Genomic DNA, 26,500 nt, shown 5'->3' with positions numbered 1-26,500 from the left:
TGAAAGCGCAGGTATCCATGGCCATCCCCGCCGACACAACAGTGCCCATGCGCCACCTGACCCGACACCTAAACGGACTCGACGGTGAGCGTCTGTGAAAGCCACCGCCCTGGGTATTGTCACGATGGTGTTCTGGCTGCTCGTGGCGGTCATTATGGGTTCTCTAATCGTGATCAAGATGCTAGTCGGCGCATCGAGAATCGTGTGGCAAATCGCCACCTTCATAAGCAGGAACCTGTTCGCGCGTTTTCTTTAACTGACCGGTTCCGCGCGACCCAAATGCGGTTCGTCGACGTCGCCACGAGGTTGAGCGACTTCTCGGCGCCTCGCTCGCCGCCTGACAGCACACCACGCCATCCGCAGCTACGTCCGTGGCTTGGCACATCGGATGCGTACCACATCGATTTGCTGCTGTCCGCCCAAAGAGGCCAACTGCGTCGGCGGGCCGCTACCCGCCATGCAGCGAACGCTGATGATCCCCGAGGAGCACAACGTGAACAGCAACCACAGGAACGTCCAGGCCGACATCGTCAGGTTCGTTCAGCTCGGCCAACGAGTCTCGACCAACTTCACGGTGAACCTCTCCAACCGCGCGACCTTCGATGCGGTCATGAACTCTGCCCTTGGTGGCAACAACTTCATGCCCAGCGAGGTCGCAGCCACGATCGGGACACTGTTCGACGACGCCATGCAGGTCGAGTTCGGCGCCGAAGGATCGGCCGTTCTCTACATCGACGTCCCGTTCTTCACCCACCAACGGATCGCGTCCACAAAGGGCGGTGGTGACCGGTACACCGACGAGCAGCGGCGCGACTACGCGCAGAAGGTGATCACCTGGGCCCGCTCCATGCGCGCCGACGAGATCACCGTCCAGCAGTACCCCACTGTCGCCGATCTGTTCGTCGACAACAGTCCCGGTGAGAACCCCTACCGCATCCGCATCTGGTGGGACTGACCCGAACCTGCCAACACGAACCCCCGCTTTGTCAGCGCGACACCGGCCGCGTGGAGGAACACTCATGGCCAGCTCTCCAGAAACCATCACCCTCGACGCCGGCGATGACGCCATCACGGTGTCGGCGACCGTGACCAGCATGCAGCGCAGGGCCGAACCCGGCGTCTTCGGCGCCATGGTGGGTCTCGACGCTCACCTCACGATCACTTTCACCGCTCCCGACGACTCACGGTCCTATGGCCTGTCGCGCCTGCGTGGCGAGACGTGCTGGATCATCGACGCCGAGTTCGGTCCCAACTGCATGCCGCGCTACGTCCACGGTTTCGGTGCCCGCTACCTCAAGCTGAAGGCCATCGCACCTGAACTCGCGGATCTCCTGGACAGGGAAGCCCGCCGACGCGGTCTCGCCGAAGCCATCGGCAGGGACACCCCACTCGTCCTAACCGACGACAAGCCCCACCACGACAACGAATAGAGCCTGAGCCGCACGGCGAAGTAGTACGCGGTGCTGTCCAGTGTGTCCGGTCGGGACCGGTGAGCGCTACACGATGCCTCACCGCCGCGAACCTGTCCAGCCGCGAAGAGCGTGCGGCTGGACAGAACCGCAGCGGCGACGCTGAACGCGCGCACACCGACCCGACCGGACACATTCCGGCAGGGTCCCAACCCTTCGTTGTTGTGGAGGATGTTGTGACGCGACGGATTCTCATCACTGGCTCGAGGAACTGGAACCACCGCCCGACGATCCGCGCCGCTCTCGTTCAGGTGTGGCGCCCTTCGGCGATCTTGGTGTCCGGTGCATGCCCCCGTGGAGCGGACGCGTTGTGCGAGGCGTGCTGGGAACATTGGGGCGGTCGAGTCGAGCGGCATCCCGCACAGTGGCGCACCCGAGGCGTTCTGGACCGCTCGGCCGGGTTCCGCCGGAACGAGGCGATGATCGCGTTGGGTGCCGACGTCTGCCTGGCGTTCATCCTGGACGATCCGCCGGCGCGACCCACACCGCGACCTTGGCGCGCAAGGCATTGATTCCCACGATCGTTTACCGCGCGACGACCGGCACGTCGGTCATCACACGGCACCACTATCCAGCTCCGGACTCAGCGCGGGTCAATGTCTGCGCGGCGTAGTCCCGACAACACCACTCCTCGGCGCGATGCCCTATGTGGACGGAGACGACCAGTATGGCCAAATACAGCATCTCTGCACGACGGATCCATGACCGGCCCGATCCGGGCGGGTGGTACTCCGCCGGAACGGATCTCCCCACCTTCTCGATTGAGGCGGCGAGCGCGGAGAACGCCGCGGACATCGCGCACAGCATCGCCGGTCACGGTACCGCTGGGATCACCCGCACCATCGTCCAGACCTATCGGGAAAACGAGGACGGCGGCGAGGACTACACCGACACCACCCGGTGGTGGACTGAGGACGGCCGCCCGATCGAGCCGACCCGCGTCCAACGCCAGTACGGGAAGAACGGCAGCGACATCACCGGCGACCTCTACGCCGAGCATGACGCGGACACGGTGACCTGGTTCACCCACGACGCAGATGTATGGCTGCACCTGGCTCGCACCCCACGCGGGAAATGGGCCATCGCGTCCTCGGACTTCGTCACGCTCACCACATCACATCACCGGCACAGGTTCGCCACACCAGACGCCGCGCTGTATTGGGCGGAGCGTCGAGTCGGAACACGGGTGGTCGAGGTCAAAGAGTGGTGATCGGCACGACCGCCACATCCCGAACACCACACCTACCAACTCCTGGTGAGGAAAGCGATGTCACGTAAAGGTTTGTTCAACGGTGAATGTGTCACCGACGGTTGCACAACGAGCGGCGCGACAGGAATGTCCATCTGGGACGCGTCAGGGAGCAACGACCGGTTCCGTTGTCGACGTTGCAACGACACGATTTCACTGCTCATTCCCAACATCCCCGATCGTGTCTGGACACTCGGACTCGTCGACCGGGCCGCCTACGACGCTCATCGTCGGCGGGTGATCGGCCTGAACCACGAGGGCCTGCAGGCGATGGCTGGACCGCTCCGTACGCGTGAGCGTGCTGCACACGCCGCGATGGTTCGACTATTCAAGGCCAGCAACGACGTCCTCGCGCGCGACAACGTCGCCGTCCTGGTCGACGCCACCGACTTGCTCACCACCGCCACCATCACCAACTGGTGGGTCCAGCACCGCTACCAGCGCTATGACGCCACCGAACCGGGCTGATCACACCGTTCGTCCCAGGGAGGGCTCACATCCCATGTCTCACCCCGCACTCTTGCTTTCGACGATGCGCACCGCCGCACACGCCGTCACGAGTCCGCCGGCACGGCACAAACGGCGGCGGCGAGTGGAGGTGACGCTCTGATGACCATTCGGGCAGCGGCCACCAGGTCGATCGCCCTACACGGCATCGACGGAACACCCATCACGATCAGCGCCCAGATCGTGCCAACACCATCGGACGCCCTCCCTGCCTCGCAGATCCACCCCGTCGAGCGGGAAACACGGGAGAGGATCCGCGCGGCACTCCGCAACAGCGGACTGCCGTGGCCCACCGAACCGGTCTTGCTCACGACCTCCCACCCGCTCCGAGACGGCACAACGCTGGCTGATCTCGCCATGGCGTGCGCGGTGTTGGCCGCCGCCGACGAACTCCCGGCTCACGAGGTCACACACACCGTGCTCCTGGGCGAGCTTGGGCTCGACGGGCAGCTACGGCCTGTGCGCGGTGTCCTGCCCGCACTACTCGCCGCGCGCCGGGCAGGACTCGACCGGGCGGTCGTGCCGACCAGCTCACTTCCGGAGGCTGCGCTGCTGCCTGGTGTCCGCGTGGTCGGCGCCGATCGGCTGGCTACGGCCGTCGCCGGGCTCCGCGGACAGCTGTCCGACTCTGCTCAAGCCGCCTCAGCCACCACATCGGTCGCCACCTCGGCCATCGCCGATCCGGTCGGCTCTGCCGTCGACGTTGCGCACCGCACTTCGCCCGGCGGCCGTGCGGCGATGGCGGACGCGAACGCCTCCGACGCACTCGACGTCTCGGGTCCGCCCGAAGCGGTCCGGGCGGTGGAGGTCGCCGCAGCCGGAGACCACTACCTGTTGCTGGTCGGCCGCCCCGGCGCGGGGTGCAGGCGCTACGCCACGCTCCTGCATCAGCTGCGGCCCGCGCTGACCGACGAGGAAGCGCTGGAAGTCGCCGCGGTCCAGTCGGTGACGGGCTGCCTCGGGCCCGACACCTCGCTCGCGCTGACCGCGCCGTTCATCGCGCCACACCACTCGATGTCCATGCCAGCCTTGGTGGGTGGCGGCTCGGGCGTCACCAGGCCCGGCGCCATGACGCAGGCCCACCGGGGTGTCCTGTTCCTCAACGACGTCAGCGAGTTCCGAGCCGACCGGTTGGAGGCCGTGCGTTGCGCCGTGGACGACGGCGAGGTCCGTCTTGCCCGCCGAGACGGGGTCTTCCGCTACCCGGCCCGCTTCCAACTCGTCCTTGCCACCGCGCCCTGTCCCTGCCGACAGCCCGAACAGGACTGTTCGTGCAGTCCGCACGCGCGGCGCCGGTTCCTGGCCCGGATTACCGGCCCCTTGCTTGACCGCGTCGACCTGCGGGTGCGACTCCGTCCACCAGATGACAGCGCTCCGGGCACCTCAGCGCCGGAGGCGGCTCCAATCTGCGCACTCGGGTGTCCGCCGCGCGAACCCGGGCTGCCCAACGCTGGGCAGAACACCGGGGGAGTACCAACGCCGATGTGCCCGCCACCACCTTTACCCACGCTGAGTTCCGGTTGCCTCGGTTGACAACCGCGCCGCTGGACCAGGCGTTGGAGAACGGTGCGATGTCAGGGCGCGGCTGGGTCCGCGCCCTGCGAGTGGCATGGACTCTCGCCGATCTCGCCGGCCTCGTCCGCCCTGGCCGTGACGAGATCACCGAAGCGCTGGAGTTTCGAGACCGCCGTCCTTCCTGAGCACCTCCTGACCCCGGCGGTGCCGCCCGCATCACGACCGGCACCGCCGCGACACCGCCTCATTCCGGGCGGGAGCTGACCTGCCACACACACGCGGCCCGGGTGGCGCTTGCCTAGCCGAACTAACTCGAGGGGACACATGAACAGCCATCACACGGACGGAACTTCTGACCGTCACGCCAACACGATCGGTACCACCCCAGACAGCAGCGCTGACACGTCGACCGGGTCAGACGTGCGGACGCAAGCGAGTGCGGACGCGCCGATCTACGACGCAATGATCCAGGCGCTCGCGGTCACCCAGCCCGTGAGCGACGCCGCCGCCGATTCCATCGCTGTGCGAGCCCTCAAGAACCACGATGACCCTCGCGGTCTCCACACCGGCGCAGACGCTCCAGTCAGAGACTGGGACGACCACAGGTACGGACGTCCGTCCGCGTCGCCGCCGGTGGTCGACCCGAACTCGCCGGAGGGCGCGGCGATTCTGTCGTTGTTCAGCCGGATCAAAGACATCGAAGAGGGCGACGGAAGCTGGCCCGGCAGCGACGTTGTCGGCGAGGTCACCAGCTGGCTCCTCGAACTGGGCATCGATCCGGATCAAGATCCGACAGACGCGAGGCGCGCGCTGCGGACGGCGTTGGGGGAGCGGCCCGGACGAGGACCGGGCTCGACCGTGTACGGGGTGCGGATCGGCACCGACCACCACGATCCGGAGTCACTCATCCGGACCGCACTGCACGTCCTTACCCACCAACTCGGCCCCGGCACCAGCGTCGAGCTGGTCACTCACGACCGTGACCTGCTCGCGCGGATCGAACACCACCCCCGGCCCTGACCCCATCCCCACAGCAGGCAGCTGACCGCTGCCCCCGGCGGTCCCGCCATCCCTTCCCCGGTGGCGGGACCGCCCCTGCTCACGTTTGCGAGACAAAGGAGGTGACCGGTGACCAAGCTGGAGCGCAACCACGTTCACGAGTACCCGAATCTGACCGGTCGGCCACCGGCCACCGTCGTGTTCTGCAACGGATGTGGCGTCGACTCGATGGCACTTCTGCACCTGTGGTGCACCAAACCCAAGTCCCGCGGCTTCGACCTCGACGAGTTGCTCGTGATCACCGCGATCACCGGCGACGAGTACCGATCCACCATCGACGCCGCCAACGCGCACCTGGTGCCAATGCTTCGCGAGCACGGGATTCGGTTCCTCCAGGTCGCGCGCGGTGGACAGTCCACTCGCGACGGTTACGACATCCTCGCCGACAGCACTGCACCGACCGAACTGATCCCGCGCGGCGCATGGCATCTCGGTGAAGAGATGGAACATGCACTGACTCTGCCGCAGATCGTCTCAGGACGTCGTCTCTGTAGCTACCGAGCTAAGGGCGAGGTTCTGGACTCGGCGATCGCAGACGAGATCACCGCTGGTCGTGTCAGGCCGGACTTCCGGCACGCAGTCGCGTTCGCCGCCGAGGAGACGTGGCGCGCCAAGCGAGACAGCTCCTACACCACGAACGCCCGGCGCCCGTGGTATCCGCTGATCGAGAAGCGCCGCGACCGAACCTGGTGCGCTAGCTACCTGAAGAAGGCGCTGAACGGGTTCGTCTACCCACGGTCCTGTTGCCAGTTCTGCTGTTTCCAGGCACCACAAGCTGGCCGGAACGCGCTTGCCGCACGGTGGCGCGCGGAGCCCGAGGCCGGCGCGTACGCGCTCCGCATGGAGCGGCGTGCCTTGTCGATCAACCGTCGGATGCGGCTGTTCGGATCGCTATCCGCAGCCGAGTTCGTCCGCACACGGGAGATCAGCGGCGTGACGGAGCTGGCAGACAGCGAACTCGCGGACGCGACCACGTGGACGGTGGTCGAGACCCGCCGGGTGTACCGGGCTGCGTCGGTCAAAGACCCCGAGACCGGCAAGAGCCTGCGAGGCCGGGACGGACGCACCGTCAAGGACCCTGCCCGGAAAGGTGACACCTGGCGGTCGATCCGACCCCACGTCACCACCTCGACCCGCGATGAGGGGCTCGTGGCCCTGGAGCGCCTGGCCGCCGTGCACGACACGGTGGTGTGGACCGAAGGTGACCAGATTCCTCGCGTGGACGTGCGGGTCCTGCCGGACCGGCCACGCGAATGGCCACTCACCACCTACGAGTACGCCCTGCTTCCGGGCGCCATTCGCGCGAAGGAACACGCCGGGTTCGACCGCGAGTGGCGCACCGCGCTCGCTCGCGAAGCCATTCGTGGCGGTGGCGCCACGCCGCTGCCCTTGGCCATGTGACACCGATAGCGCATCTCGCCGCGACCGTGGATGCGTGTCCGTGCAGGTAGAGCTGAGCGGTGCCGATGCCGGACGCCGCTCTGAACTGTCGGTTACACAGTGGACTATGTGAGGAGATGGTTATGGGCTGGCTTTCCTACTATCGCCCGAAGGGCGAGACCGATCGCGCCCACTTCGAGCGCGAACTGCTCAGCAGTCCCGATTACGAGATCGTGCAGTGCGCCAGCAGGAACAGAGTCTTCTATGCCGCGATCCGAACGTGCTCCACCGGTGAGGTTTGGGCGCTCGTGGTGCTGATGCGGTGGGCACGTGGACGGTTCAACTTCGCGTACAAGGACATGCACGAGTCGACGGGACCGTACGCGGCGGACGCACCGGCCTCGGTGCTGGACGTGTTGACTCCCACCGACAACGCTGATGCGATCGATTGGCGCGAGCGGTGCCGGGCCAATCTCGCTCACCGCAACGCGATCCGAGACAAGCTGCGTGGCGTCATCGCCGATGTGGTCATCCGAACGGCGGAACCCGTGCGATTCGAGAACGGCCTGCAAGCTAGCCAGTTCCGGTGCGTGCACCGCACTGGCCGGACTATCGCCTGGCAGGCGATCACTGACGACGGCACCCGATTCCTCTGCAATCTCGGTTCCCAGTGGGCGGAGCGTCACCGCTGGGAGATCAGCGCACCCGCCGCCGCAGCTGGTTCTGGGCCAGCCGCGCCATCACCCAGCCGTGCCAAGCCAGGCTCCCACGACGAGGAGGCACTACTGGTGTCCGGACAGGAGGCTGGGTGAGTGGAGTGACCCGCTTCTACCTTGGCACTCACCGCGGCCGCTGGCTGGAAGACCATCGGTTCGCCGGGATACCACTGTTCGTCACCTACAACACACTCTCGGCCTACCGGCGCCGGGGCGACGATTTTCCCAAAGGCATCGCGACGGACTATGCGATCGACTCCGGCGCGTATACCGAGATCAGCCGCTTCGGCGACTGGCGCGACTCGCCCGACACCTACGGCGGCCGGATCTACCGGTTCATCGAGGACATCGGCCGCCCCCCGGATTTCGTGGCCATCCAGGACATGCCCTGCGAACCAGGTGCGCTCGCCGCGTCCGGCTTCACCGTCACCGATCACCTTGAGTTCACCCTCGACTCGCTGCTGTACCTGCGTAGCGAGTTTCCCCATGCACGCTGGCTGCCAACGCTTCAGGGTTGGCGCCTGGAGGACTACCTGCGGCATGAGCAGATGCATCGAGAAGCCGGGGTTGACTTGACCCAAGAACCGCTCGTGGGGCTGGGGTCGGTGTGCAAACGAGTTTCCTCGGCAGATATCGCGGCCATCGTCACCACGTTGGCAGCACGGGGAATCCCGTTGCACTGCTTCGGAGTGAAACGCGACGGCCTTGCCCGGATCGGGCACGCGATCTCATCAGCGGACAGCCTCGCGTGGTCGGCGACCGCACGCCGATCCGGTATCCGGCTTCCTGGCTGTGTCCATCGTGGACCGTGCAACAACTGCCCCCGCTACGCCCGGCAATGGTGGCAGGAAACCGTCGACGTGCAGAACGTCCCACAACAGACGGCACTGGCGCTCAGCTTCGCCGCCTGACTTCACAAGCATCACAACCTTCTTACAAGCCAGAGAAGACGCGAGCAACCCACGTCGTCCATCAAGGCAGCTGCATCAGTTCGCTGCGGTTGTTCGCAGCGGTCGTGGGCAACGTCGCGTCATGTCGACTCAGCGCATGATCCGCTACCGAGAGTCGATGCACGCCAGTCATCTATCCACATCTGCGAGGTGTTATGTTCTCTTCGGTCACATCGGTTGAACTTGTCATTGCCCGCCAACTCAACACCTGGCTGGCGGCGCCGCTACAGACCGCCCTGCTCTACGCCGAAGGGCTGGTCAACGGTGCTGTCGCCGTCATCGCTGACGCGAACGACTGGAGGCGGGTGCCGGCCGCTGTCGGTCACGCCGTCGACGAGGAGCACGAGGTATCCGGATTCCGCTGGGTCCTGAACGCCGAGGAGTGGCAGATCGGTATCGGCAGCATCCACGGCCTTGCGCACGGTGTCATCGAAAGCGTCGAGACCGGTACACGGTATGGGGTTGAGACCGACCTTCACGTGCCCTGGTACATCTATCCCGAGGACCTGGAAGACACCGGCCTCACCTTGGAAGACCTCGCCAGAGCCTTCGACGGCAACGTGCTGGCAGCCGCTTCTACCTTCGTGCGTGCATGCGCCGCCATGCCAGGCCGGTGAATCGCGTCCTTGGTCCCGCCGCGATCAGCAGGAGAGCTGCCGCTCTGTCCAACTCTGATTGGTGGTGACCGCTTCTCTGCGCCGTCGAACTCGAGGGCGTGTCCTGACTCCCAAGTATCCGACGCAGGACACCGATCCTCGCTACGACCTGATCACGCAGGCAGACCGACAGCACCACCATCCCGGATCCGGTGTGGGGGGTGGAGTTGAGGAGGAGGCAAACCCATGGCTAACGAGCCGGTCGTCGCCATCGTCGGCCCGGTAGACCGCACCGACGCAGGTCCTGCTCTGTCCGAAGTTCCGACGGAGTTCGACCCAGACGCGGCCTTGGACGCTTACTACGCCGCACGCGAGACAGAAGCAGATCGAGAGCTTGACGAGATCGCCACCGCCGCCTTGGACGCTCAGCCGGACGAGCAGATCGTCCAGTTCACATATGACGGTGAACGCTGCTGGGTGATCCGGACAGCCCAGGACGAGTACGTGGTCCGCGCCGACTACGAGTTCAACCCGGCCGAGTTCCCAGGCATCGAGCGAACATAAGTGCAATCCAACAGTCGACCTCTGACATCGCCGTCCTGAAACAACGAGCACAGAGCACCGACGTGGCTACTTGACGCCTGACACCCGCCGGACAGCTTCCGAGGTGGCTGGGAGCGGTGAGGGAAAGGGTCGGGCCCGTGATCGTGGTCCTGTCGATCTGCCCAGATGCAATCAGGTCGTGCCGGGGTTCGTGGCGATGAACCTGGGCCACCCGCCCGGAGAAGACAAGCCGAGCTTCGCTCGGTCGCCTCCGGCGATCTTCCCCGACCGGCCGACCCAGAACCCCCGCCACCCCTTCGGGCCCCAGCACGACCTGATCACGCATGCGGCAGATCGACAGCACCACCATCCCGCACCCAAGCGTGCGGGTAGAATCGAGAAGGAGACAGAACAGTGGCTAACGAGCCGGTCGTCACCATCGTCGGGAACCTCACCGCCGACCCCGAGCTGCGCTTCACCGGCAGCGGGCACGCCGTCGCCAACCTCACCGTCGCCGAGACGCCCCGCCAGTTCGTCCAGGGCGCGGGCTGGAAGGACGGCGACCCCCTGTTCATGCGGTGCACCATCTGGCGGGACATGGCCGAGAACGTCGCCGAGAGCCTTCGCCGGGGCATGAGCGTCATCGTCCAGGGGCGTCTCAAGCAGCGGACCTTCGAGACCCGCGAGGGCCAGAAGCGCTCGGTCATCGAGCTGGAGGTCGACGCCATCGGTCCGAACCTGCGGTGGCAGGTTGCCACCGTCGCGAAGGCCGGTCGCGGCTCCGCTCCCACCCGCGTCGTGGCGCCGTCCACGACCGAGGACCCCTGGGGCACCCCCGAGGCGGAGCGCGAGCTGGTCGGCGCGTCCGCCGGTGGCGGCGACAAGCCGCCGTTCTGATCCCAACCCTGACCAGCTAACCAAGCAGGGCGGCGCCGAGCCCCACGGACGCCGCCCTGCTCTCCCCTCGGCCGGGCACCTCGCGAGGTGCCCGGCCGAGGCCGTTCCAGGAGCCCTACCGTGCGAACTCTTCTCCCATCGACCGCCGAGCCGGTCGGCCGATTCGACTTCGGCTACGTCCTGCACGACTCCCTCGTCCCCAGGCCGCCCTACCACCAGCCACTCCCGAGCACCCCACCGCCCGCGGGCGATCCAAGGACGGACCTGTGTGGCTGCCCGGCCTGTCTGAGTGGCCGTTACTACGACGTCTCCCCGGCCTGCCGGTTCTGGCGCGGGGACTGCGAGGTCTGCCGCGGCACCCGCACGCACACCCGCCGACAGCCCGGCAGGCTGCGTCGCACCCTGTTCGACTGTCTGCTCTGCGCGACCGAGTGGAACCGGGACGTGACCTGGTTCTATCTCGCCATCGGCGATCCGCCGGACGACGCCGCCTCCACCCAACCGTCACGGGGGAGGAGCTGACGTGTCGCTTCGGCTTTGGCCTCTCCGCCGAGGCTGCCAACGCTGCGGCACACCCGCGCGGCTGACCTACCACGGCTGGTGTCCCGGCTGCGTCCGCCGCTGCTGCGACGAGGGCGACGGTCTCCGTGTCGGCCTACCCACACCCGTCGACGTTCACCACGCCATCGGACAACTCGACGCTCACCTCCGAATCGATGGCTACCGCCCACGCCGCTGCTGGACCTGCGCGTTACTCCTCGACTACTGCACGGAGTGCGACACCACGGTCACCGCCATGACAGCAGACGACCTGTCCGTGCACGGCCTCGTCAGCAACCGGGACGGCGGCTGGGTCGTCATCGGCTGCGAGGGCTACGTCACCGCGGGCCTCCGCTCCGCGGCGACACAAGCCCGAACCTGATCACCACGCCCTCACCCCGGGCGGTCCGCCTCAAGACCGACCCCGACCGTACGAGAGGTCCTCATGCTGCAGGACGAACACCCTGTTCTCCGGGCAGGCCCAGCGACGTTCGCGCTCTTGGCCTGCGGCTGTCATACCTTCTACGTCGGCCACGACGTCGCGCCAGGCGATCCCGTCATCTGCCCGTCGCCAACCCGGCGCACGGGCGCGGGAAGCCGGTGGACCACCGTCACCTCGACCCTCGTCGGAACAGCGCAGCCGACGGACAGTAGGCCAGCCGCATGACGCGACCCGGCTGACGCATTTCCCCTGTACGAACGCACCGTGAGCGGCACTGCGGACTCCGCAACCAGGCCGTTCCACGTCCTCGCGTTGGATGATCAGCACTGCCTCGGAGGCCAGGCCAGCGGACCGCCTTACGCCGGGTTACCCCGTCGGCCGGTAAGGCCGAGAGGACAGATGGGTGTGCCAGCGCAGAAGCCCGAAGGCTTACCGATCCCGTGGGCTCGGCCCGCCAAGCTGCGCTGGCACGACGCCTGCCGCGTCGCTGGGCTGATTCACACCCTGCACGACAGGCACAATCAGTCTATCCAGACCGCCAGTGCCAGCCGGCTCACCCAGGCCCAGGGCCATGCCGATCACGAGGGGGTCGCAGCCGCGCGTCACCACACACCCTTCGCTTTTGAGCGTCTCATGGCGGGGTGGCCGCCTCAAGGGCGCCTGACGGCGTCGGCTTCGCCGATCGAGCAAGCTCGACCCTTGACCCGACCACCCCGCCACCAGTGCCGAAAAGCGCGAAGGGGACGGCAGGAAAAGAAGGTAAACAAAATAAGAAGGCGCGCGTGCGCGAATTAGATAAGTTCACGTCGTCTTCAATTCACAGGCAAAAAGGGTGAATAAGTGCGCACGATACCTTGATAATTGCCGCAATTGTTGGTAGGATTGAAGAGAAAGAAACACCGAGAACGCCAAGCTCGGTGAATTCGCTGAAAGTGATTCGAAGGACGCTGATCGATATGACGCAATCGCCTTGTGTTTCGGACGCAGTCACCGACGTTGCTACGATGATCAAAAACGGCAAGTTGCGAGACGCCAAGCACCTCATGGCCCGGTTGTTGGACAACGTCGCTCCACACGTTCTCGCCCTGCTCACCGAGTGCGCCGAGATCCTCTCACGCCCCAGCGCTGTTGCCCGCCCCAAGCTCTGCGCACTGTGGAACCAGCACCGGGCGCACCCGGTGGCCCTCAAGATCATCGAAGCGTGCGCACCAGCACGTGACGAGTGGGACTCCCGCCAGGTCGACGACCTCCCGCAGGTCCCCCAGTCCCGAAGGGACATCGCGCGCCCCGCTAGCCCAGTCCGCGCCCGCCGCAACGCACCGGCAAGCCGCAACGATCGCCGCGCCCGTCGCATCCGTGGCCAAGCCGACCAGACCGCCGATAACTACGCCCAGACCCGCGCAGGCGTCGACGACCAGCCCGCCTACGGCCCACGAGCCGACGCCTACGCCATCGACTACGACAACGCCGCCCTCTACGCCCTGCGCGGTCTGGACTGTGTGACGTGCTGGACCGAGCGCACCCGAGCCGACCACGCCCCGCGAGTCCGCGAAGGCGACCTGTCCGACGACGGTCTGTGCTCCGAGTGTCGCGACAAGGGCCGCGAAGGCATCCCCAGCCTGCCCGCCGACTTCACCGCCGCCGACGCCGTAGCCGCCCGCTGTACCTACATCGCGAGCCGCCACCGTCCCGCCACCGCCCGCGCGCTGCTCAATGCCGAGTGGCACGCCGTCGGCCCCGAGGCCCAAACGCTCATCAAGGCATGGTGCGCGGCGAATGTCGAGCTGGTCAACGCCGAACCCGTCAAGGACGAGCCCATCACGGCCAGGTGCGAGTGCGGCAGCGCGACGCGAGTGCGTGACGGAGCGTGCTCCGACTGCCGACAGCTCGCCGCCGAGGAGAGCGCCCGACCCTCCGACGCCGAGCCCGCCCTAGCGTCCGCCGCAGCGTGATCGCGCGGTGCGTGGCCCCGACCAAGTTGGGGCCACGCACCACCGCCGATCACCCCAGCACCACAGGCCAACTCTCCACAGCCTCAACACCCAACCCGCTCACTCAAGATCATCTATTATCCCTCAACTCCTCAAGATCAAAAGATCACACACCTCTGGCACTCGCAGTGTGCGGAAGCAAATCCGGTCGCGGAGCAGGGTAGACTTGGTGCCCTGGGGGGAAGGGGCCACGGGCCCGCACGGTGACCATGACGTGTCACGTGCTGCACGCCGGGGATGGCTATCAGTACCTGACGCGTCAGGTTGCCAGTGGGGATGTGCAGCGCTCCGCGCACGATCCGCTCGTCGCGTACTACACCGTTGAAGGCAACCCGCCCGGCCAGTGGGCCGGGGCCGGGATCGCCGATCTCGACGTGTCCGGGGTCGTCTCGGAAGAGCAGATGCTCGCCCTGTTCGGCGAGGGACTGCGGCCGGACGCGAACGCGTTCATCGCCGAGCGGGTCGCCGCCGGGATGCCGTTCGAGAAGGCCCGAGCGCAGGCGCGGCTGGGGCGCCGGTTCGGCCAGTACGACAACGAGATCCCGCTCGCCAAGATGGCGACCGCGGCTTATGCACAGTTCGAGCGCGACCACCACCGCCGCCCGACTGTGCAGGAACGGCGGCGGATCAAGGAAGACATCGCGCAGAAGCTGCTGGCCGAGCGGCGGCCAGGTGAGGTCATCACACGCGAGGACGTCAAGAAGTACATCGCCGACGAGCTGGGCCGCGCCAGGCACGCGGTGGCTGGCTTCGACCTGGTCTTCTCGCCGGTCAAGTCGGTGTCGCTGCTGTGGGCGTTGGGTGGCCACGAGATCCGCACGGCGGTGGAGGAGATCCACGAGGCCGCCTGGCGACGCGCACTGACCTACGGCGAACAAGTCGCCGCCTTCACCAGAATGGGCGCGGGTGGTATCGCGCAAGTGCCGTCGCACGGCTTTGTCCCGGTCGCCTTTGTCCATCGTGATTCGCGTGCCGGTGATCCGGATTTGCACACCCACGTGACCGTGGCGAACCGCGTATTGGGGGAGGACGGTCGGTGGCGCACGCTGGACAGCAAACAATTGCACGCCGCGGCGGTCAGCATGAGCGAGGTCTACAATTCCGCGGTCGAGCAAGGAATTGTCGAACGCTTCGGCGCGGAATTCGTTGAGGTGTCGAAAGGCCCCGGTAAGCGGGCCGTGCGGGAGATCGCGGGCATGCCGATGGAGTGGATCCGCGGGTTCAGCCGCCGCCGCTCCCAAGTCGAGGCCGGGTACGACGAGCTGGTCCGCGACTACGTCCGCCGCCACGGACACACGCCGTCCAGGACGGTGCAGATCCAGCTCGCCCAGCAGGCGACACTCGCCACCCGGCCGACCAAGTCCGCGCTACGTACCCTGGCGGACCAGATCGCTGACTGGACCCGCCACGCCCACGACCTGCTGTCCGGCGTGTCCATTGCCGACGTCATCGCCGGGTGCCTGCACCGCCAGGCCGCATCCCTCGAGTACAACCCCGAGCAAGCGGCTGCCGCGGTCGTCGACGCCGTCTCGGCCAGCCGGGCGACCTGGAACATCTTCCATATCCGGGCCGAGGCTCACCGCCAGCTGCGGCCGGTCGACTTCGCCGGCGCGGAGGAGCGGATGGCCGCGGTGGAGACGGTCGCCCAGCTCGCGCTCGGCCGCGAGTCCGTGCTGCTCGACGTCGAGGTCGAGCCCGTCCCGAGCCTGCTCCAGCGGCCGGACGGGGAGTCGGTATTCATCCGGCACGGCTCCCAGCGCTACACCAGCGAACAGATCCTCGCCGCCGAACAACGCCTGGTCAACGCATCCCAGACAGCGGCGGGGCCGGTGGTGTCCCGGTTCGCCCGCGACCTCGCCATCCGCCGGTTCGAGACGTCAAGCAGCAAGAAGGTCCGGCTCAACCCCGGCCAACGCGCGCTCGTCGAGCACTTCGTCTCCAGCGGCCAGTTCCTCGCCATCGGGATCGGGCCACCCGGGACCGGCAAGAGCACCGCCATGCGCGCGGTTCGCGAGGCGTGGGAGACGACCGGCGGCCGCGTGCTCGGGTTCGCCCCGTCCGCGGTCGCGGCCAGCGTTCTGGGCGACGAGCTCGGCGTGCGGGCGAACACCATCCACAGCCTGCTGCTCGCCCACGCCCTCGGCGTCGACCTCGACATCCAGGTCGGGGACATGTTGCTGGTCGACGAGGCCGGCATGGCCGATACCCGCTCCTTGGACGGTGTGCGTGCCATCGCCGCCGCGCATGGCGCGGTCGTGCGTCTGGTCGGCGACCACCGCCAGCTCTCCGCGGTCGAGGCGGGCGGCGCGATGCGGTTGATCTACCACGACAGCGGGGGAGTGGAACTCACCGACGTCCGCCGCTTCGCAGACCCCGCCGAAGCCCAAGCCGTCCTGCAGTTCCGGGTCGGCGACCCCCAAGCGCTCGAGTTCTACGCCTCCCACGGGCGGCTGTTCGGCGGGGTGCGGGCCGTCGCGCTCGACCAGTTGTACGGGGACTGGAAAGCTGACGTCGCCGCCGGTCGCACGTCGATCATGATGTCCGACTCCGCCGACGTCACCCGCGAACTTTCCGCTCGCGCCCAGGCTGAACGCCGCGCCACCGGCGCTGCCGAACTCGGCGGGGTCGAGCTGCACGACGGTGCCCACGCCGGCGTCGGCGACCGGATCGTCACCCGCAAGAACCGACGCCAACTCACCGTCCTGCGCGGGCGGGACTACGTCAAGAACGGCGACCTGTGGGAAGTCGAGAACCGTCACGCCGACGGCCGGCTCACTGTCCGCCATGTCCAACATCGCGGCCGCCGCACCTTGCCCGCCTGGTATGTCCGCGAGTGGGTCGAACTCGGCTACGCCGCCACCATCCATCGCAGTCAGGGCATGACCGTCGACACCGCCCGCGCGTTCCTCACCGTCTCCGCCACCCGCGAAGCCGCCCTCGTCGCACTCTCCCGCGGCGTCTACGGCAACTACGCCTACCTGGACACGGAAACCGTGCTCCACCCCGACGAACCCACCATCTTGCCCGGCGACCTGTTCTACCGCTACCGCGAAGCCACCCCCGCCATACGCGCCCTGGCCGCCATCCTCGCCCGCGAAGGGGCCGAACTGTCCGCCACCGAAACACTGCGCCAGGCCCTCACTGACCCCGAACGGCTCGATAACCTCGTCCCCGAATACGACTACGGCCTCGACGTACACCGCGGACCCGACGCCCACGAACAAGCCGAACACTGGATCCGCGACGCCTTCCCCCACCCAACCGGGGAAGTCGACGCCGACGACATCCTCACCGACGACGCCTGGCCCGCGCTCCGCTCTCTCCTGTTCAAGCTCGACGACGCCGGCCGTGACCCGGTCGCCCTCCTCCAGAAACGTGCCGACGAGCGCGAATTCGCCTCCGACCCCCACAACCCGGCCCGATCCGCCGCGAAAGTGCTCCACTACCGACTCGCCCGCGACCTACCCCGACACACACCCGACCCCGGCCGACCCGACCTCCTACCCGGCTGGGTAACCACCCCGCCCGAGCACGATCCCAACGACACCGACCCGGCACACCGCGAGCTCACCGAATGGCTCCAGCGGCGAGCCGACCGGATCGCCAGCCGGGTACACGAACTTGGTGAACACGTCGCCCACACACACCCTGCCTGGGCGGCCGGCCTCGGCGACCTCCCCGTCGACCCCATCACACGCGACACCTGGATCCGACGCGTCGGCCACGTTGCCGCCTACCGCGAACGCTGGCTCATCCCCGACACCCACCCCGTCCTACTCCCACCCTGCGACCGCGGCGAACAAGGCCGCGCCCGCGCCTGGGTCGCCCGATACCTCAACGACAACCCGATACCCGAACCACACACCGACGTCGAGATCGAGACCCGCACCCACCGCCTCCGCGACCGCCTCGCCAACCTCCGCACCCGCATGGCCAACCAACCAACCACCGACCCACCACAAGCCGACACCCAGGCCCAGCCAGCACCCGAACCGACACCCGGACCCGACATCGGTCCATAGCTGACCCCGAAACCACATCCTCGGACGACGCAGGTCAACGTCACGCTGTGATGAGGGCGAACGACCAGGGCGAAAGACAAGGGAGAGCATCGAAGCCCACCCGGGTGTCGTCGCGATTTCCTGCAGCGCGTCCACGCCGACGACGAGCAGACCTCGGGGGCCACGCGCGACGTGCGGCAAACCCCACAGTGCCGACCGGTCCTGAGCCCGCACTGTCTGGACCTCCCGGAATCGTCGAGCTGGTCGTTGAGCACACGGCGCTACGCCCGCTCGACGGTGCCCAGCTACGCAGTGCGTGCCCGTTCTGCGAATCCACGGCGTTCGGTATGCGGCCGGAGCCGCTGGGTACCTTTCACTGTTTCCGGTGCGGCGAGGCCGGGGATCGTGTTCGGTTCGCCACCAAGATCACCGGGCGTTGACACATGGCCCGTCGCTAGTAGGGGTGACGGGTTCGTCCGCGTCGTAGGGCCGCAGTCCGAGGTAGAGGGTGTAGTAGGCGTCCCTGACCGCGCGCAGCTTCGTCTTGCCGACACCGAGGTGTCCGGCGATGGCCCGGCCGGTCGGCGCGCCGGCCCACGGACCGGTCGGGTGGGTCTTCACCGCGCCGCCCCGGTGCGCGTGGTCGATCCGGGCGAGGTGGCTGGCAAGCTCGTCATCAGTGAGCATGGCTGGGCGCCGTGCCAGTGCGGTCAGTTCGATGATCGCCGCCGACAGTGCGATCCGCCGCCGACGGAACCGCAGCAACAGCTCCGCACACTGCTCCTCGAGCACACTGTCCGGCGTGGGCATCGCCGTCACCGTGGTTGCTCCGGAGTCGGCACCGAACTCGGCTTCGACGTGGGCGTCGAAGTCCGTGCTGGTCCGAGCTGAGCCGTGCGGCGTGCCGCAGCCTGCGCCCACCGCTGCCGAAAGGCGTCCGTCGCTTCCGCGTCGTCGACGCGGGAGCTCAGCCACAGCTTGACCCGCGGCGCACGTGGGCCGCCTGGGTTCGGCGCCGTGTCGTCTGGCTGGCCGAGAAACGACTTGATCATCGCAGGAGTCCATCCGCGGTCCTTCAACTCGGCCACCCCGACGTAGGCCCCGCACCTGTGTCGCCAACTCAACAGTCGACTCCTTTCGCTCGCGCTACCCGGATCGGCAACGAGAGCGACACAACCGCACTGACCAGCGGATTGTCGAGCCCGGGAACTAATGCATAGGCTTCACCCTCAATTCGCCCGTTCAGGGGAGCACCAGCACACTCGGCTGACCAGCGGACGTCGTGCGGCGACGTCCAGCACTTGGGCGCTGCCGACCCCCGACACGGCAAGCCCTACGGCGACCGCGATGAGCGCCGCGAGCACGAGCAGGACGACACGTCCGCCATCGACCGTGTGCGGCCACTGTCGTGGCTGCGGGAGTTACAGTTCAGGCCCGGAACTCCCGCAGCCGACCCCGAGCCGCAAAGTAACGGCTTCTCGCTGGTCAGGTGAAGGATTGGCTCGACGGTCACGGCTTGTGCGCCGTGAGTCGGTGCCCTGGTGGCAGGACAGGCAGATCACGTGCGAGGCGCAGGCGAGGCCCGGTGTGGGTGTGCGGCGTGCCGGGCGAACGCCTGCTCGAGTTCGGCCGGGTCGAGCAGGTGGAGGAAGGATCGGCCGTCGCAGACGCCGCACAGCGTTGCGCAGCCGACGTCGTATCCGGCGCCGTATCCACCGGGCTTGCTGAATGCCGAGGTGACTGCGCGTATTCCGCTGACGGCGCCGCAGCCGGCGCACCGGTCGGCGACCGGGCAGTCGGTGGTGTCCAGCAGCGCGTCGTCCGGCGGGCCGGGGAACGCGACATCGTCGAAGTCGGCATCGTCGAGGTCGGTCAAGCCGACGGTATGCCAACCGTCGAGGGTGAGCCCGTCCAGCCGGGTGTTGCGGCGGCGGTGGTGGTCGGCGCGCCGGATGCGGTTGCGTTGCGCCTTGCCCATGGTCAGGCGCCCCGTGTCGAGTCGGTGTGCTGTGTCGCCGAGGCATCCGCTCGCGGCCGCGGCGGCCGGCCGAGTCTCCGGGCGACGTCGGTGATCTCGGTATCGCCGTACGCGGTGCGGGTGCCCGAGATCGACATCCCCGTGACTGCGGCGAGATCCTTGAGTTGGTACGGCTGTGGTGTGGTGAACTCGCGGGCGTAGGCCACGAGCAGCCGCATGCGCGCCTCGGCGGCGCGCATCTCGGTGCGGGCGCGGGCGATCTCGGCCAGCAGGGGGTCGTAGTAGAAGTCGGCGTTCTCGTCGGCCAGCCGCACGTTCTGCTCGAACGCGCGCCGCTGCTCGTCGACCTCGCCGCGCCATGCGTCGTGGCCGTCCCGCTCGTCCTCGGTCGCGTCCTTGGGCGGCGGGTCCGGCATCGGGTGCACGATGTCCACCAGATCATCGATCATGTCTCGCTTCGCCATGTGAAACAGTATGCGTAACAGAGTACGATGATCGCAATGGGTTGCGCATGTCGCATCCTTGGTGTGGTGTCCTGGTTGCTGGCGGCTCTCTGTGGCGGTAAGGAACCATGGGAGATCAATCCTCGGGCAGGAAGGCATCACGTGGTCGACATCGGATACACGCTGCCCGGCGACGACGGCGAGATCCGCTACAACAACGGCAGGCCGAGCATGTGCCCCGGGTCCGCGAGCTGGTCGTGTTCGACAACGAGCAGTGGTATCAGGTCGTTGACGTCCTGTGGCAGGTCGTGGGGCCGATCCGGCTGATCACCATGTCACGGTGACTGGCTGTGAACTGGGCTGGCACGAGAACATCGCGAAGACCCTGACCCGAGTGGCGTGCCCACAAAACTGGCCAGTGACCTCGCTCGAAGAAGCCATCACGTTGTCCGTCTCGCGAACCCCACTGTCCCCTGCGGTCTTCTAGATCAGCGACAGTTGTTCGTACTCCGGTAGGTCGAAGTGGATGACGCGGTCCGGTTCGATCCTTCCGGTCTCGGTGAGTAGGTGGGCTTCGCGTGCGTTACGCACGAACACCGGGACGATTCGGGGAACTCGGTGCAGGGAGGCTGGGCTGGGACGCAGCACCCCATACAGCTGGCGGCTTCGGTAGATCGCGATGCCGTAGCCGCAGGAGGCGGGGGTCCGTGGGAGTCGAACTCGAGGCGGATGCCGTCCTTCTTCCGCACCGGGTCAGCCACAGCGGCGCGCAACTCGTCCACCTGCGCGGATGACACCGCCTGCCACCACTGGCGCGCGGCCTGCTGCTCACGCTGCTCCTGCTGGAGCCGCTCTTGTTCGGCAGCCCGTGCCTGTTCCTGGCGTCGGCGTTCCTCGGCTTCCCGCTGACGTCGCGCCTGTGCGGCTTCCAGCGCCCACTGCCGCCGTTGTTCTTCCCACTGTTGTTCGCGGTGGGCCCGCTCGGCGGCCTCGGCGATCTCGCGTTGGCGTTGCTCCTCCTGCCGCCGTGCCTCGGCTTCGTCCCTGCGGCGCTGCTCGGCCGTCTGCTCCCGCTCCCGCTGTTGGCGCTTGCGCTCGTCTTGTCGTTGCCGCATGGCGTCGTGCCGGATCATTTCGTCGACGCTGCGGGAGGTCGTCCAGATCAGGTGGCGTCGGACGTAGCGCCTCTCGGCTCCGATCCCGATCCGTCGGTAGCGGGTTCGGACCTGGTGGACGAAGGTCTGCTCGTAAAGCACCCAGCCGACAAAAGCGTCCAGGGGAAGGCGTTGGATGCGCCAGGCGCCATCGGAGTAGCGGAAGCCGGCAACACCGTCGATGACGGTCCACGCCAGGTCATGATCCACATCACCGTCAGCATCACGGGCAACATCGTCAGCGTTCCCGTTGGTGTCGCGGTCGGTGTCGCTATCTGTGTCGCGGACCCGGATGGAGGGCACGACCCCCATCCACGGCACCCGTGCGGCCGTGCTGACCCAGCACACGCCGACGCCGTCGTTCTGGTAGCGGAGGGTGCGCTCGCTGATGTCCTCGTCGGCGATCGGCGAGAGCTGCGCTTCCCAGGCCACCTGGTGCGTCCCATCGAGCGAGACGGCCAGCACGTCCGCGCGCCAGCTGCCGTTCGGGGCACGGGCTTCTAGATCGGCACGCCAGCCGACAGTGCGAATCGCGGTCGCCAGCGCCAGCTTCAGCCGGTGATGCTCCAGCGACTCGTTGAGCCACACGCAGTCAGCGGGCCGACCAGGGTCGTGAGCGAAGTACCGCAGCTTGCGGCTGGAGACCTTGGCGTGCACGCCGTGCCCGCACGCGGGGCAGCGCAGCGCGACCCGGGGCCGGGCCTTGTGCACCGCGGCCCAACTCATCCCGCATCCGAGGTCCAGCAGGGTGGCGTCGATGCGGCCAGCCTCGGGATGGACCGCGGCGAACGCCACGTCAGCGGCCGCCGTGTTCGAGGCGAGTAGCCGCTGACGCAAGCTCCACGCGGGCACGGTTACCACCGTGCGGGTCGCTGGTTGTCGTGTTCGTGGTACCGAGTCGTTGCCAGTAGATCAGATATGCCTCGCCGTCCACGGCGGAAACCTGCGTGAAGACCAAGTTCGCCATAACCGCGCCGTCCTTTGCACCCATTGGCGACACTCAGAGTCCTACCTGTCGTCAAACACTGTCGTCAATTCTGATCGACTCGCATTGGATCGAGGGTTCCCGATGATCGTCGCGACCTCATGGACGACCGCGCGCCTAATAAAGGACCGTTGACGACGGACTTGGATGGCAGCGATCACGGGGGCAGCGGTGGGTGGCGCTCGCCAAGCCACGATTCCGCATTCAGCCGCGGCGCGACACGACAGCACACCCCCCGGCCGGCGATACGGACCGGCACCGATGAGCCCTGTACGTTGCCCGAACGAAGCGAGTAGCAACGAGGCGATCGCCCAGATGCTCCCGTCGTCCGAGCGCGATGGGGGTCGAGGCACGATTGGTGACATGGTGAGCGACAACGCGGAGGCGGCCCGGCAGCTGGCTGGGCAAGCCCATCGGGTGGGCCGCGTGTCGGGTCGGGAACCGTGGCGTGTGGCCCTGCGGTGGATCAGCCGTGGCAGGCTCGGCGAACCACGTGGCCGTCCGGTGGCGCCTGAGTTGAGCACGCCCTGGCAGGACACGATGTCCGGTGAGCGGCCTGGTTGGCGTGAGCGGGCCGCCATCCTCGACGGCCAGCCCGCGTTCGCCGTCGATTACCAAGTCTGCCGCCGCTGCCAGCTCGGCTGGGTCGAGCAGCCCTACACCGATCCGGACCTTCAGGGGTGTGGCTTGGCCAGCGCCGGCTTGGCAGCGCTGCGTATCGAACACCCTGGCCTGAGCTGGCATACCCTCGGCGGCCACTTCGCCGACTCACAAGCGTTCTGGACAGCCGTCGGCACCGGAGTACCCGGCGGCTACGAGCAGCGCCCACTCTGCCCACACGTCAGTCCAGGCTGATCAAGCTCGCAGCGAAGATGGGTCGCGCTCCACCGAGAACCGTCCGGCAGAGAACGGCTACTTGAACGCCTCCGGTGGCCGGGTTTGCAAAGGTGTTGCCCCATCAGCGTGAACCCGATCCTGCTATGCGGTGACAGCTCTGTTCAAAACCGGCTTGTGGTGATGGGCTTGTCGTCAACGGAAGCGGGTTTCGGTAGATGGAGGTCGCCGTGGCGATCCGGTTGAAGCTCGGGAACTACGAGACTGTGCAGGACGACCCCCTGGGCCGCTCGTTCATCGGGTACTTCCCCCGGATGACCGAGGACGAGGCGTGGGAGACCGGGCGGGGTGTGTGGCGGATGAACGCCGACAAGGCGAACCGGCAGCGGTTCGCGGTCATCGTCGGCGAGGGCCTGATCCGCGCGGTCGGTGAGATCACTGGCGTGGCCGTCCACGGCGATCGCGTTGCCCTGGAGGGCGCGGTGTTGACTGATGGTCACCCGGTGCGGGATGCCTGGCTCAACCAGCCCGACCCGGTGGCCAACGGGTCGCAGAATCCGGTCGGTTACTGCGAACTCCCGGAGGAGAAGCCGTTCATCTACCGACCCTGCGCCTGCGGCTGCGGTGACCCAACCGACCGGGACTTCCTGCCCGGCCACGATGTGCGCGCCATCCAAGCCCGCGTCCGCGAACACTTCGACGGCTCGCCGCTGAAATTCATCCAATGGGTCGACGGCACGCTCGCTGGTTCGGCCACCGGAGCAGGGTGATGGGGTGGTTCCGGCGCAAACCGGCCAGGGACACCGGGGACGAGAAGCCGGCGGCCGGACACGAGCGTCCGCCGCTGACCGACCGGGCCAATGAGGCGGACGCCATCCGCCAGGCCCTATACCTGGCCGGATTCCATCCGCATCAGGAAAAGAGTGGCGGTCGGGTTCGGGCTGGGTACCGAGTCGAGGACGTCGGGCTGGGCCCGACGTTCCTGGTGCGCCACAGCGGGAACGCTGACGAGGAACGTCTACACGAGGAACGGTCGTACATGGCGGCGTTGGCGGCCTTGGGTTACGTCGTCGAGCCGGTCACCGATGAGTCGGCAGGCGGGTTGCGGGTGTGGCCGCTCGGGCAACGTCCAGCGCTGCCGGTGATCGATCCGCGTGAGCTGGTGAACGAGTGGCTGCGCAGCCTGACCATCATCGGGGAGGGCAAGAGCATCGACGAAACCCTCGCGCTGATCGCGAGCGTCAACCGCACCGGCACACACGCCGTGCCGATCCGTACACCCCTTCCACCTGACGACGCCCGCGCTCTGGAATCCGTGCTCGCCTGGAACAACGAGATCCGCTCGCGTCAAGCCGGGGTGAACCTCCTCGTCGAGCAACTACTCATCCGCTGGCTGGCCGAAGCCACCGGTCAGACCTGGAACCAGGTCGTCCAGCGGCTGGCCTTGGGCATCGAGGAGTTGCTGCCGCCGGAACAACCCACCAACTCCTGATGGTCCGCGCCACCGAACCCGCACCTTCGCCAGCCAGGCCAGACACCTGCACGCTCACCTGGAGCAAACCAGCCCAGGCAACGTCAAGGTCGATCCGCGGATCGTCTCCGGCAACGCCGGCGAACCCGTGCTGAGCGCGCAGCAAACACCAGCCGACATCCTCGTGGTGCTCGGCCACACGGACCCTCGACGGTGGCCACGTGGCCACCGTCCTGGAGGTCCCCGCCGCTGATCTGTGCGGCGCCGTCAACGCCCGTGTCGTCGTGCTGAACACCTGCTACCTGGGCGTTCATGTAGGCCCGGTGAGCCATCAGCGGCGGACGCGGTAGCGAAGGTGAGTGACGCCGTCCTCTCCTTCGAGAACTCTGACCCTCTCCAACTCGCGCCGCTCATCGCCGAAGTAGAGGACCGGGATCAGGTGGATTTCGAGTTCGTCGAGTAGCCCGGCGGTCAGTGCGCGCCGTGCGGTGCTCGCCCCATGGACAAGCACGTTCTTGTCGCGGGCCGCGTGTTTAGCATCTCGTATGGCGGTGTCGATGTCGCTCACGTAGTGCACAGCGGGCCAATCCACCGCCCAGGAGGGCGCCGGGTGGGGGCTGGGGATGTAGATGGGCACACCGTCGTGATAGTCCCCTCCCCGCCCGCCTGCGGTTTCGACGCTCCCGCTTCCGGCGACAATGGCTCCGGTGGACATGAACTCTTCGTAGATCTGGCGGTTCGCGCCGTGATCTGCGTCTGGAAAGGGCCACTCGTGCAGCCGCTCTCCGCCGTCACCGAGTCCGTTGTCCGGGCTCACGTTAGGCCCTGCGGCGAATCCGTTGAGAGACAAGGACAGGTGCAGCACAGTCGAGGACATCGCTCACTCCTTGTGTTGGTCGAGCGCCAGTGGCTGCCCGGCGCGTTACACAGCTACGTCGAACCGTCGGCTCGGATATCGACACCGTCGCGCCCGTTCATCGATGACCACCGTCCGAAGGGCCGGATTCACACCCGTGGCGTGCCTCGACCCGCGCAGCACCTGACGCGGTTGCGGCCCCACGCCGGTCACTCTCCCGGCTACAGCGAGCAACCTTCAGTACCACGTCGACTGCCCGCTGATCAGCATCGGCTCGGCGGGCGGCTAGCTGTAGGGATCGCACGCGGCCGCAGTCGCCCTGCCCGGGAATCAACATGGCTGGCGCGGCGACCATGGATCGCTGCAGAGAGTACAGGGTGGGGTACGCCGTGTTCACACTCTGTGTCTCGCCATGTTCTGCGGATTAACTGAAACGCGACCATCGCAGGCGCGCGTCGGAGGCGAGCAGGTTCGACGGGACTGCACTTGGCCTACCGGGAGCGCGAAGGCAGATCGCGGCGGCCGGCGCGGCCGACAGCGAGGAGCGTCATCAGTGCCGCCTCCGCGCCGCGCAGACACGTTACCGTCCGTGACACATCGGCGAGCCAGTCCGAGCGGTCACGGTGCTGGGCCAACCGGGTGATGATCAAAGCGTTGTGGCGAAAATGCGTTTCGCATATGCTCCTGCAGACCCTATGGGCGCTAGCCTCGACGCCTTGGGAACCCTGTGAGCGCCAGCCAGGGTGCTCACGCCGAAGGAGAGGTAGTAGATCCCCCATGGAGGACGAGCTGGTGATCGGTGTGCGCGACTTGACGGTGATGCGTGACCGCCTCGACCTGGCCCACGGTGACCCGTCCACTTACGGCGGCGGTGACGGTCACGGCGACGCGGGCGGCGATGGGCTGAACATCCCCGAGTGACCC

The 26,500-nt window shown here is 67.2% G+C and carries 27 protein-coding genes and 2 pseudogenes; 23 read left to right on the top strand and 6 right to left on the bottom strand.

Going from position 1 to position 26,500, the window contains the following annotated elements; translation table 11 throughout:
• The first annotated feature begins 94 nt into the window (after nt 1-94).
• The 19 genes and pseudogenes from ACYVIP_RS21625 (at nt 95) to ACYVIP_RS21535 (ending at nt 18,295) form a co-directional block, all read left to right on the top strand.
• Nucleotides 95-256, top strand: a complete 162-nt coding sequence (locus tag ACYVIP_RS21625; protein WP_460399089.1) for a hypothetical protein — start codon at nt 95-97, stop codon at nt 254-256.
• 237 nt (nt 257-493) lie between these two features.
• The gene (locus ACYVIP_RS21620; RefSeq protein ID WP_460399087.1) at nt 494-955 is read left to right on the top strand and encodes a hypothetical protein; all 462 of its coding nucleotides are present in this window, start codon (nt 494-496) and stop codon (nt 953-955) included.
• Nucleotides 956-1,019: 64 nt separating this feature from the next.
• Nucleotides 1,020-1,430 carry a hypothetical protein gene (locus tag ACYVIP_RS21615; protein WP_460399085.1) on the top strand — a complete coding sequence of 137 codons (411 nt, stop codon included), beginning with the start codon at nt 1,020-1,022 and terminating at the stop codon, nt 1,428-1,430.
• Nucleotides 1,431-1,489: 59 nt separating this feature from the next.
• Entirely contained in the window at nt 1,490-1,981 is a 492-nt protein-coding gene (locus ACYVIP_RS21610) for an SLOG family protein (RefSeq protein WP_460399083.1), read from the top strand.
• Between the two features lie 155 nt (nt 1,982-2,136).
• Nucleotides 2,137-2,679, top strand: a complete 543-nt coding sequence (locus ACYVIP_RS21605) for a hypothetical protein (RefSeq protein WP_460399081.1) — start codon at nt 2,137-2,139, stop codon at nt 2,677-2,679.
• Between the two features lie 45 nt (nt 2,680-2,724).
• Complete coding sequence (locus ACYVIP_RS21600) at nt 2,725-3,186, top strand: hypothetical protein (protein WP_460399079.1); 462 nt, start codon at nt 2,725-2,727, stop codon at nt 3,184-3,186.
• 141 nt (nt 3,187-3,327) lie between these two features.
• A pseudogene (locus ACYVIP_RS21595) lies at nt 3,328-4,925 on the top strand (YifB family Mg chelatase-like AAA ATPase).
• Nucleotides 4,926-5,064: 139 nt separating this feature from the next.
• A complete protein-coding gene (locus tag ACYVIP_RS21590; RefSeq protein WP_460399077.1) occupies nt 5,065-5,760 on the top strand; it encodes a hypothetical protein in 696 nt (231 codons plus the stop codon).
• A 108-nt stretch (nt 5,761-5,868) separates the two neighbouring features.
• Nucleotides 5,869-7,200: a hypothetical protein gene (locus ACYVIP_RS21585; RefSeq protein ID WP_460399075.1), complete on the top strand. Its 1,332-nt coding sequence runs from the start codon at nt 5,869-5,871 to the stop codon at nt 7,198-7,200.
• Nucleotides 7,201-7,322: 122 nt separating this feature from the next.
• Nucleotides 7,323-7,991 carry a DUF6927 domain-containing protein gene (locus ACYVIP_RS21580; RefSeq protein WP_460399072.1) on the top strand — a complete coding sequence of 223 codons (669 nt, stop codon included), beginning with the start codon at nt 7,323-7,325 and terminating at the stop codon, nt 7,989-7,991.
• Nucleotides 7,992-7,996: 5 nt separating this feature from the next.
• Nucleotides 7,997-8,806 carry a deazapurine DNA modification protein DpdA family protein gene (locus ACYVIP_RS21575; RefSeq protein ID WP_460399070.1) on the top strand — a complete coding sequence of 270 codons (810 nt, stop codon included), beginning with the start codon at nt 7,997-7,999 and terminating at the stop codon, nt 8,804-8,806.
• Between the two features lie 194 nt (nt 8,807-9,000).
• Nucleotides 9,001-9,462, top strand: coding sequence for a hypothetical protein (locus ACYVIP_RS21570; protein ID WP_460399068.1), 462 nt, complete (start codon nt 9,001-9,003; stop codon nt 9,460-9,462).
• Nucleotides 9,463-9,687: 225 nt separating this feature from the next.
• Nucleotides 9,688-10,005 carry a hypothetical protein gene (locus ACYVIP_RS21565; RefSeq protein WP_460399066.1) on the top strand — a complete coding sequence of 106 codons (318 nt, stop codon included), beginning with the start codon at nt 9,688-9,690 and terminating at the stop codon, nt 10,003-10,005.
• Nucleotides 10,006-10,398: 393 nt separating this feature from the next.
• Entirely contained in the window at nt 10,399-10,881 is a 483-nt protein-coding gene (gene ssb, locus ACYVIP_RS21560) for a single-stranded DNA-binding protein (RefSeq protein ID WP_460399064.1), read from the top strand.
• Nucleotides 10,882-11,001: 120 nt separating this feature from the next.
• Complete coding sequence (locus ACYVIP_RS21555; protein WP_431428842.1) at nt 11,002-11,403, top strand: hypothetical protein; 402 nt, start codon at nt 11,002-11,004, stop codon at nt 11,401-11,403.
• A 274-nt stretch (nt 11,404-11,677) separates the two neighbouring features.
• Nucleotides 11,678-11,803 (top strand): hypothetical protein, encoded by a 126-nt coding sequence (locus ACYVIP_RS21550; RefSeq protein WP_460399062.1) that lies wholly within the window; start codon nt 11,678-11,680, stop codon nt 11,801-11,803.
• Between the two features lie 1,064 nt (nt 11,804-12,867).
• On the top strand, nt 12,868-13,815 hold the full coding sequence (locus ACYVIP_RS21545; RefSeq protein ID WP_460399060.1) for a hypothetical protein: 948 nt from the start codon (nt 12,868-12,870) through the stop codon (nt 13,813-13,815).
• 248 nt (nt 13,816-14,063) lie between these two features.
• Complete coding sequence (gene mobF / locus ACYVIP_RS21540; protein ID WP_460399058.1) at nt 14,064-17,876, top strand: MobF family relaxase; 3,813 nt, start codon at nt 14,064-14,066, stop codon at nt 17,874-17,876.
• 50 nt (nt 17,877-17,926) lie between these two features.
• On the top strand, nt 17,927-18,295 hold the full coding sequence (locus ACYVIP_RS21535; RefSeq protein WP_460399056.1) for a CHC2 zinc finger domain-containing protein: 369 nt from the start codon (nt 17,927-17,929) through the stop codon (nt 18,293-18,295).
• On the opposite strand, the gene ACYVIP_RS21530 is transcribed toward ACYVIP_RS21535, so the two are convergent.
• From ACYVIP_RS21530 to ACYVIP_RS21510, 5 genes and pseudogenes are all read right to left on the bottom strand, one after another.
• Nucleotides 18,282-18,665: a hypothetical protein gene (locus tag ACYVIP_RS21530; RefSeq protein ID WP_460399053.1), complete on the bottom strand. Its 384-nt coding sequence runs from the start codon at nt 18,663-18,665 to the stop codon at nt 18,282-18,284. The genes ACYVIP_RS21535 and ACYVIP_RS21530 overlap by 14 nt on opposite strands.
• A 419-nt stretch (nt 18,666-19,084) precedes the next feature.
• Nucleotides 19,085-19,234, bottom strand: a pseudogene (locus ACYVIP_RS21525) (hypothetical protein); the annotation flags it as partial.
• A gap of 179 nt (nt 19,235-19,413) precedes the next feature.
• On the bottom strand, nt 19,414-19,833 hold the full coding sequence (locus tag ACYVIP_RS21520; RefSeq protein ID WP_460399051.1) for a hypothetical protein: 420 nt from the start codon (nt 19,831-19,833) through the stop codon (nt 19,414-19,416).
• Nucleotides 19,834-19,835: 2 nt separating this feature from the next.
• Nucleotides 19,836-20,297, bottom strand: coding sequence for a hypothetical protein (locus ACYVIP_RS21515; RefSeq protein ID WP_460399049.1), 462 nt, complete (start codon nt 20,295-20,297; stop codon nt 19,836-19,838).
• A gap of 467 nt (nt 20,298-20,764) precedes the next feature.
• Nucleotides 20,765-22,282 (bottom strand): competence protein CoiA, encoded by a 1,518-nt coding sequence (locus ACYVIP_RS21510; RefSeq protein WP_460399047.1) that lies wholly within the window; start codon nt 22,280-22,282, stop codon nt 20,765-20,767.
• A 496-nt stretch (nt 22,283-22,778) separates the two neighbouring features.
• Here ACYVIP_RS21510 and ACYVIP_RS21505 point away from each other — a divergent pair, with 496 nt between their 5' ends.
• From ACYVIP_RS21505 to ACYVIP_RS21495, 3 genes are all read left to right on the top strand, one after another.
• Entirely contained in the window at nt 22,779-23,270 is a 492-nt protein-coding gene (locus ACYVIP_RS21505; RefSeq protein WP_460399045.1) for a hypothetical protein, read from the top strand.
• Nucleotides 23,271-23,479: 209 nt separating this feature from the next.
• Nucleotides 23,480-24,019 (top strand): hypothetical protein, encoded by a 540-nt coding sequence (locus ACYVIP_RS21500; RefSeq protein ID WP_460399043.1) that lies wholly within the window; start codon nt 23,480-23,482, stop codon nt 24,017-24,019.
• A 269-nt stretch (nt 24,020-24,288) separates the two neighbouring features.
• The gene (locus tag ACYVIP_RS21495; protein WP_460399041.1) at nt 24,289-24,741 is read left to right on the top strand and encodes a hypothetical protein; all 453 of its coding nucleotides are present in this window, start codon (nt 24,289-24,291) and stop codon (nt 24,739-24,741) included.
• 310 nt (nt 24,742-25,051) lie between these two features.
• Here ACYVIP_RS21495 and ACYVIP_RS21490 read toward each other — a convergent pair whose 3' ends face one another.
• Nucleotides 25,052-25,597, bottom strand: a complete 546-nt coding sequence (locus ACYVIP_RS21490) for a dihydrofolate reductase family protein (RefSeq protein WP_460399039.1) — start codon at nt 25,595-25,597, stop codon at nt 25,052-25,054.
• Between the two features lie 756 nt (nt 25,598-26,353).
• Here ACYVIP_RS21490 and ACYVIP_RS21485 point away from each other — a divergent pair.
• Nucleotides 26,354-26,497 (top strand): hypothetical protein, encoded by a 144-nt coding sequence (locus tag ACYVIP_RS21485; protein WP_431428854.1) that lies wholly within the window; start codon nt 26,354-26,356, stop codon nt 26,495-26,497.
• Nucleotides 26,498-26,500 lie beyond the last annotated feature (3 nt).

The organism is Actinophytocola sediminis (assembly GCF_054779715.1).
The sequence above is the reverse complement of the archived record's forward strand: the minus strand, read 5'-3'. Positions and strand labels throughout refer to the sequence as shown.

Coding starts and splice junctions, on each gene's coding strand:
- ACYVIP_RS21615 (WP_460399085.1), top strand. CDS start 1,020: ATGGCCAGCTCTCCAGAAACCATCACCCTCGACGCCGGCGATGACGCC.
- ACYVIP_RS21605 (WP_460399081.1), top strand. CDS start 2,137: ATGGCCAAATACAGCATCTCTGCACGACGGATCCATGACCGGCCCGAT.
- ACYVIP_RS21590 (WP_460399077.1), top strand. CDS start 5,065: ATGAACAGCCATCACACGGACGGAACTTCTGACCGTCACGCCAACACG.
- ACYVIP_RS21580 (WP_460399072.1), top strand. CDS start 7,323: ATGGGCTGGCTTTCCTACTATCGCCCGAAGGGCGAGACCGATCGCGCC.
- ACYVIP_RS21570 (WP_460399068.1), top strand. CDS start 9,001: ATGTTCTCTTCGGTCACATCGGTTGAACTTGTCATTGCCCGCCAACTC.
- ACYVIP_RS21565 (WP_460399066.1), top strand. CDS start 9,688: ATGGCTAACGAGCCGGTCGTCGCCATCGTCGGCCCGGTAGACCGCACC.
- ACYVIP_RS21550 (WP_460399062.1), top strand. CDS start 11,678: ATGACAGCAGACGACCTGTCCGTGCACGGCCTCGTCAGCAACCGGGAC.
- ACYVIP_RS21545 (WP_460399060.1), top strand. CDS start 12,868: ATGATCAAAAACGGCAAGTTGCGAGACGCCAAGCACCTCATGGCCCGG.
- mobF (WP_460399058.1), top strand. CDS start 14,064: ATGACGTGTCACGTGCTGCACGCCGGGGATGGCTATCAGTACCTGACG.
- ACYVIP_RS21535 (WP_460399056.1), top strand. CDS start 17,927: ATGAGGGCGAACGACCAGGGCGAAAGACAAGGGAGAGCATCGAAGCCC.
- ACYVIP_RS21530 (WP_460399053.1), bottom strand. CDS start 18,665: ATGCCCACGCCGGACAGTGTGCTCGAGGAGCAGTGTGCGGAGCTGTTG.
- ACYVIP_RS21520 (WP_460399051.1), bottom strand. CDS start 19,833: ATGGGCAAGGCGCAACGCAACCGCATCCGGCGCGCCGACCACCACCGC.
- ACYVIP_RS21515 (WP_460399049.1), bottom strand. CDS start 20,297: ATGGCGAAGCGAGACATGATCGATGATCTGGTGGACATCGTGCACCCG.
- ACYVIP_RS21505 (WP_460399045.1), top strand. CDS start 22,779: ATGGTGAGCGACAACGCGGAGGCGGCCCGGCAGCTGGCTGGGCAAGCC.
- ACYVIP_RS21495 (WP_460399041.1), top strand. CDS start 24,289: ATGGCGGCGTTGGCGGCCTTGGGTTACGTCGTCGAGCCGGTCACCGAT.
- ACYVIP_RS21490 (WP_460399039.1), bottom strand. CDS start 25,597: ATGTCCTCGACTGTGCTGCACCTGTCCTTGTCTCTCAACGGATTCGCC.
- ACYVIP_RS21485 (WP_431428854.1), top strand. CDS start 26,354: ATGGAGGACGAGCTGGTGATCGGTGTGCGCGACTTGACGGTGATGCGT.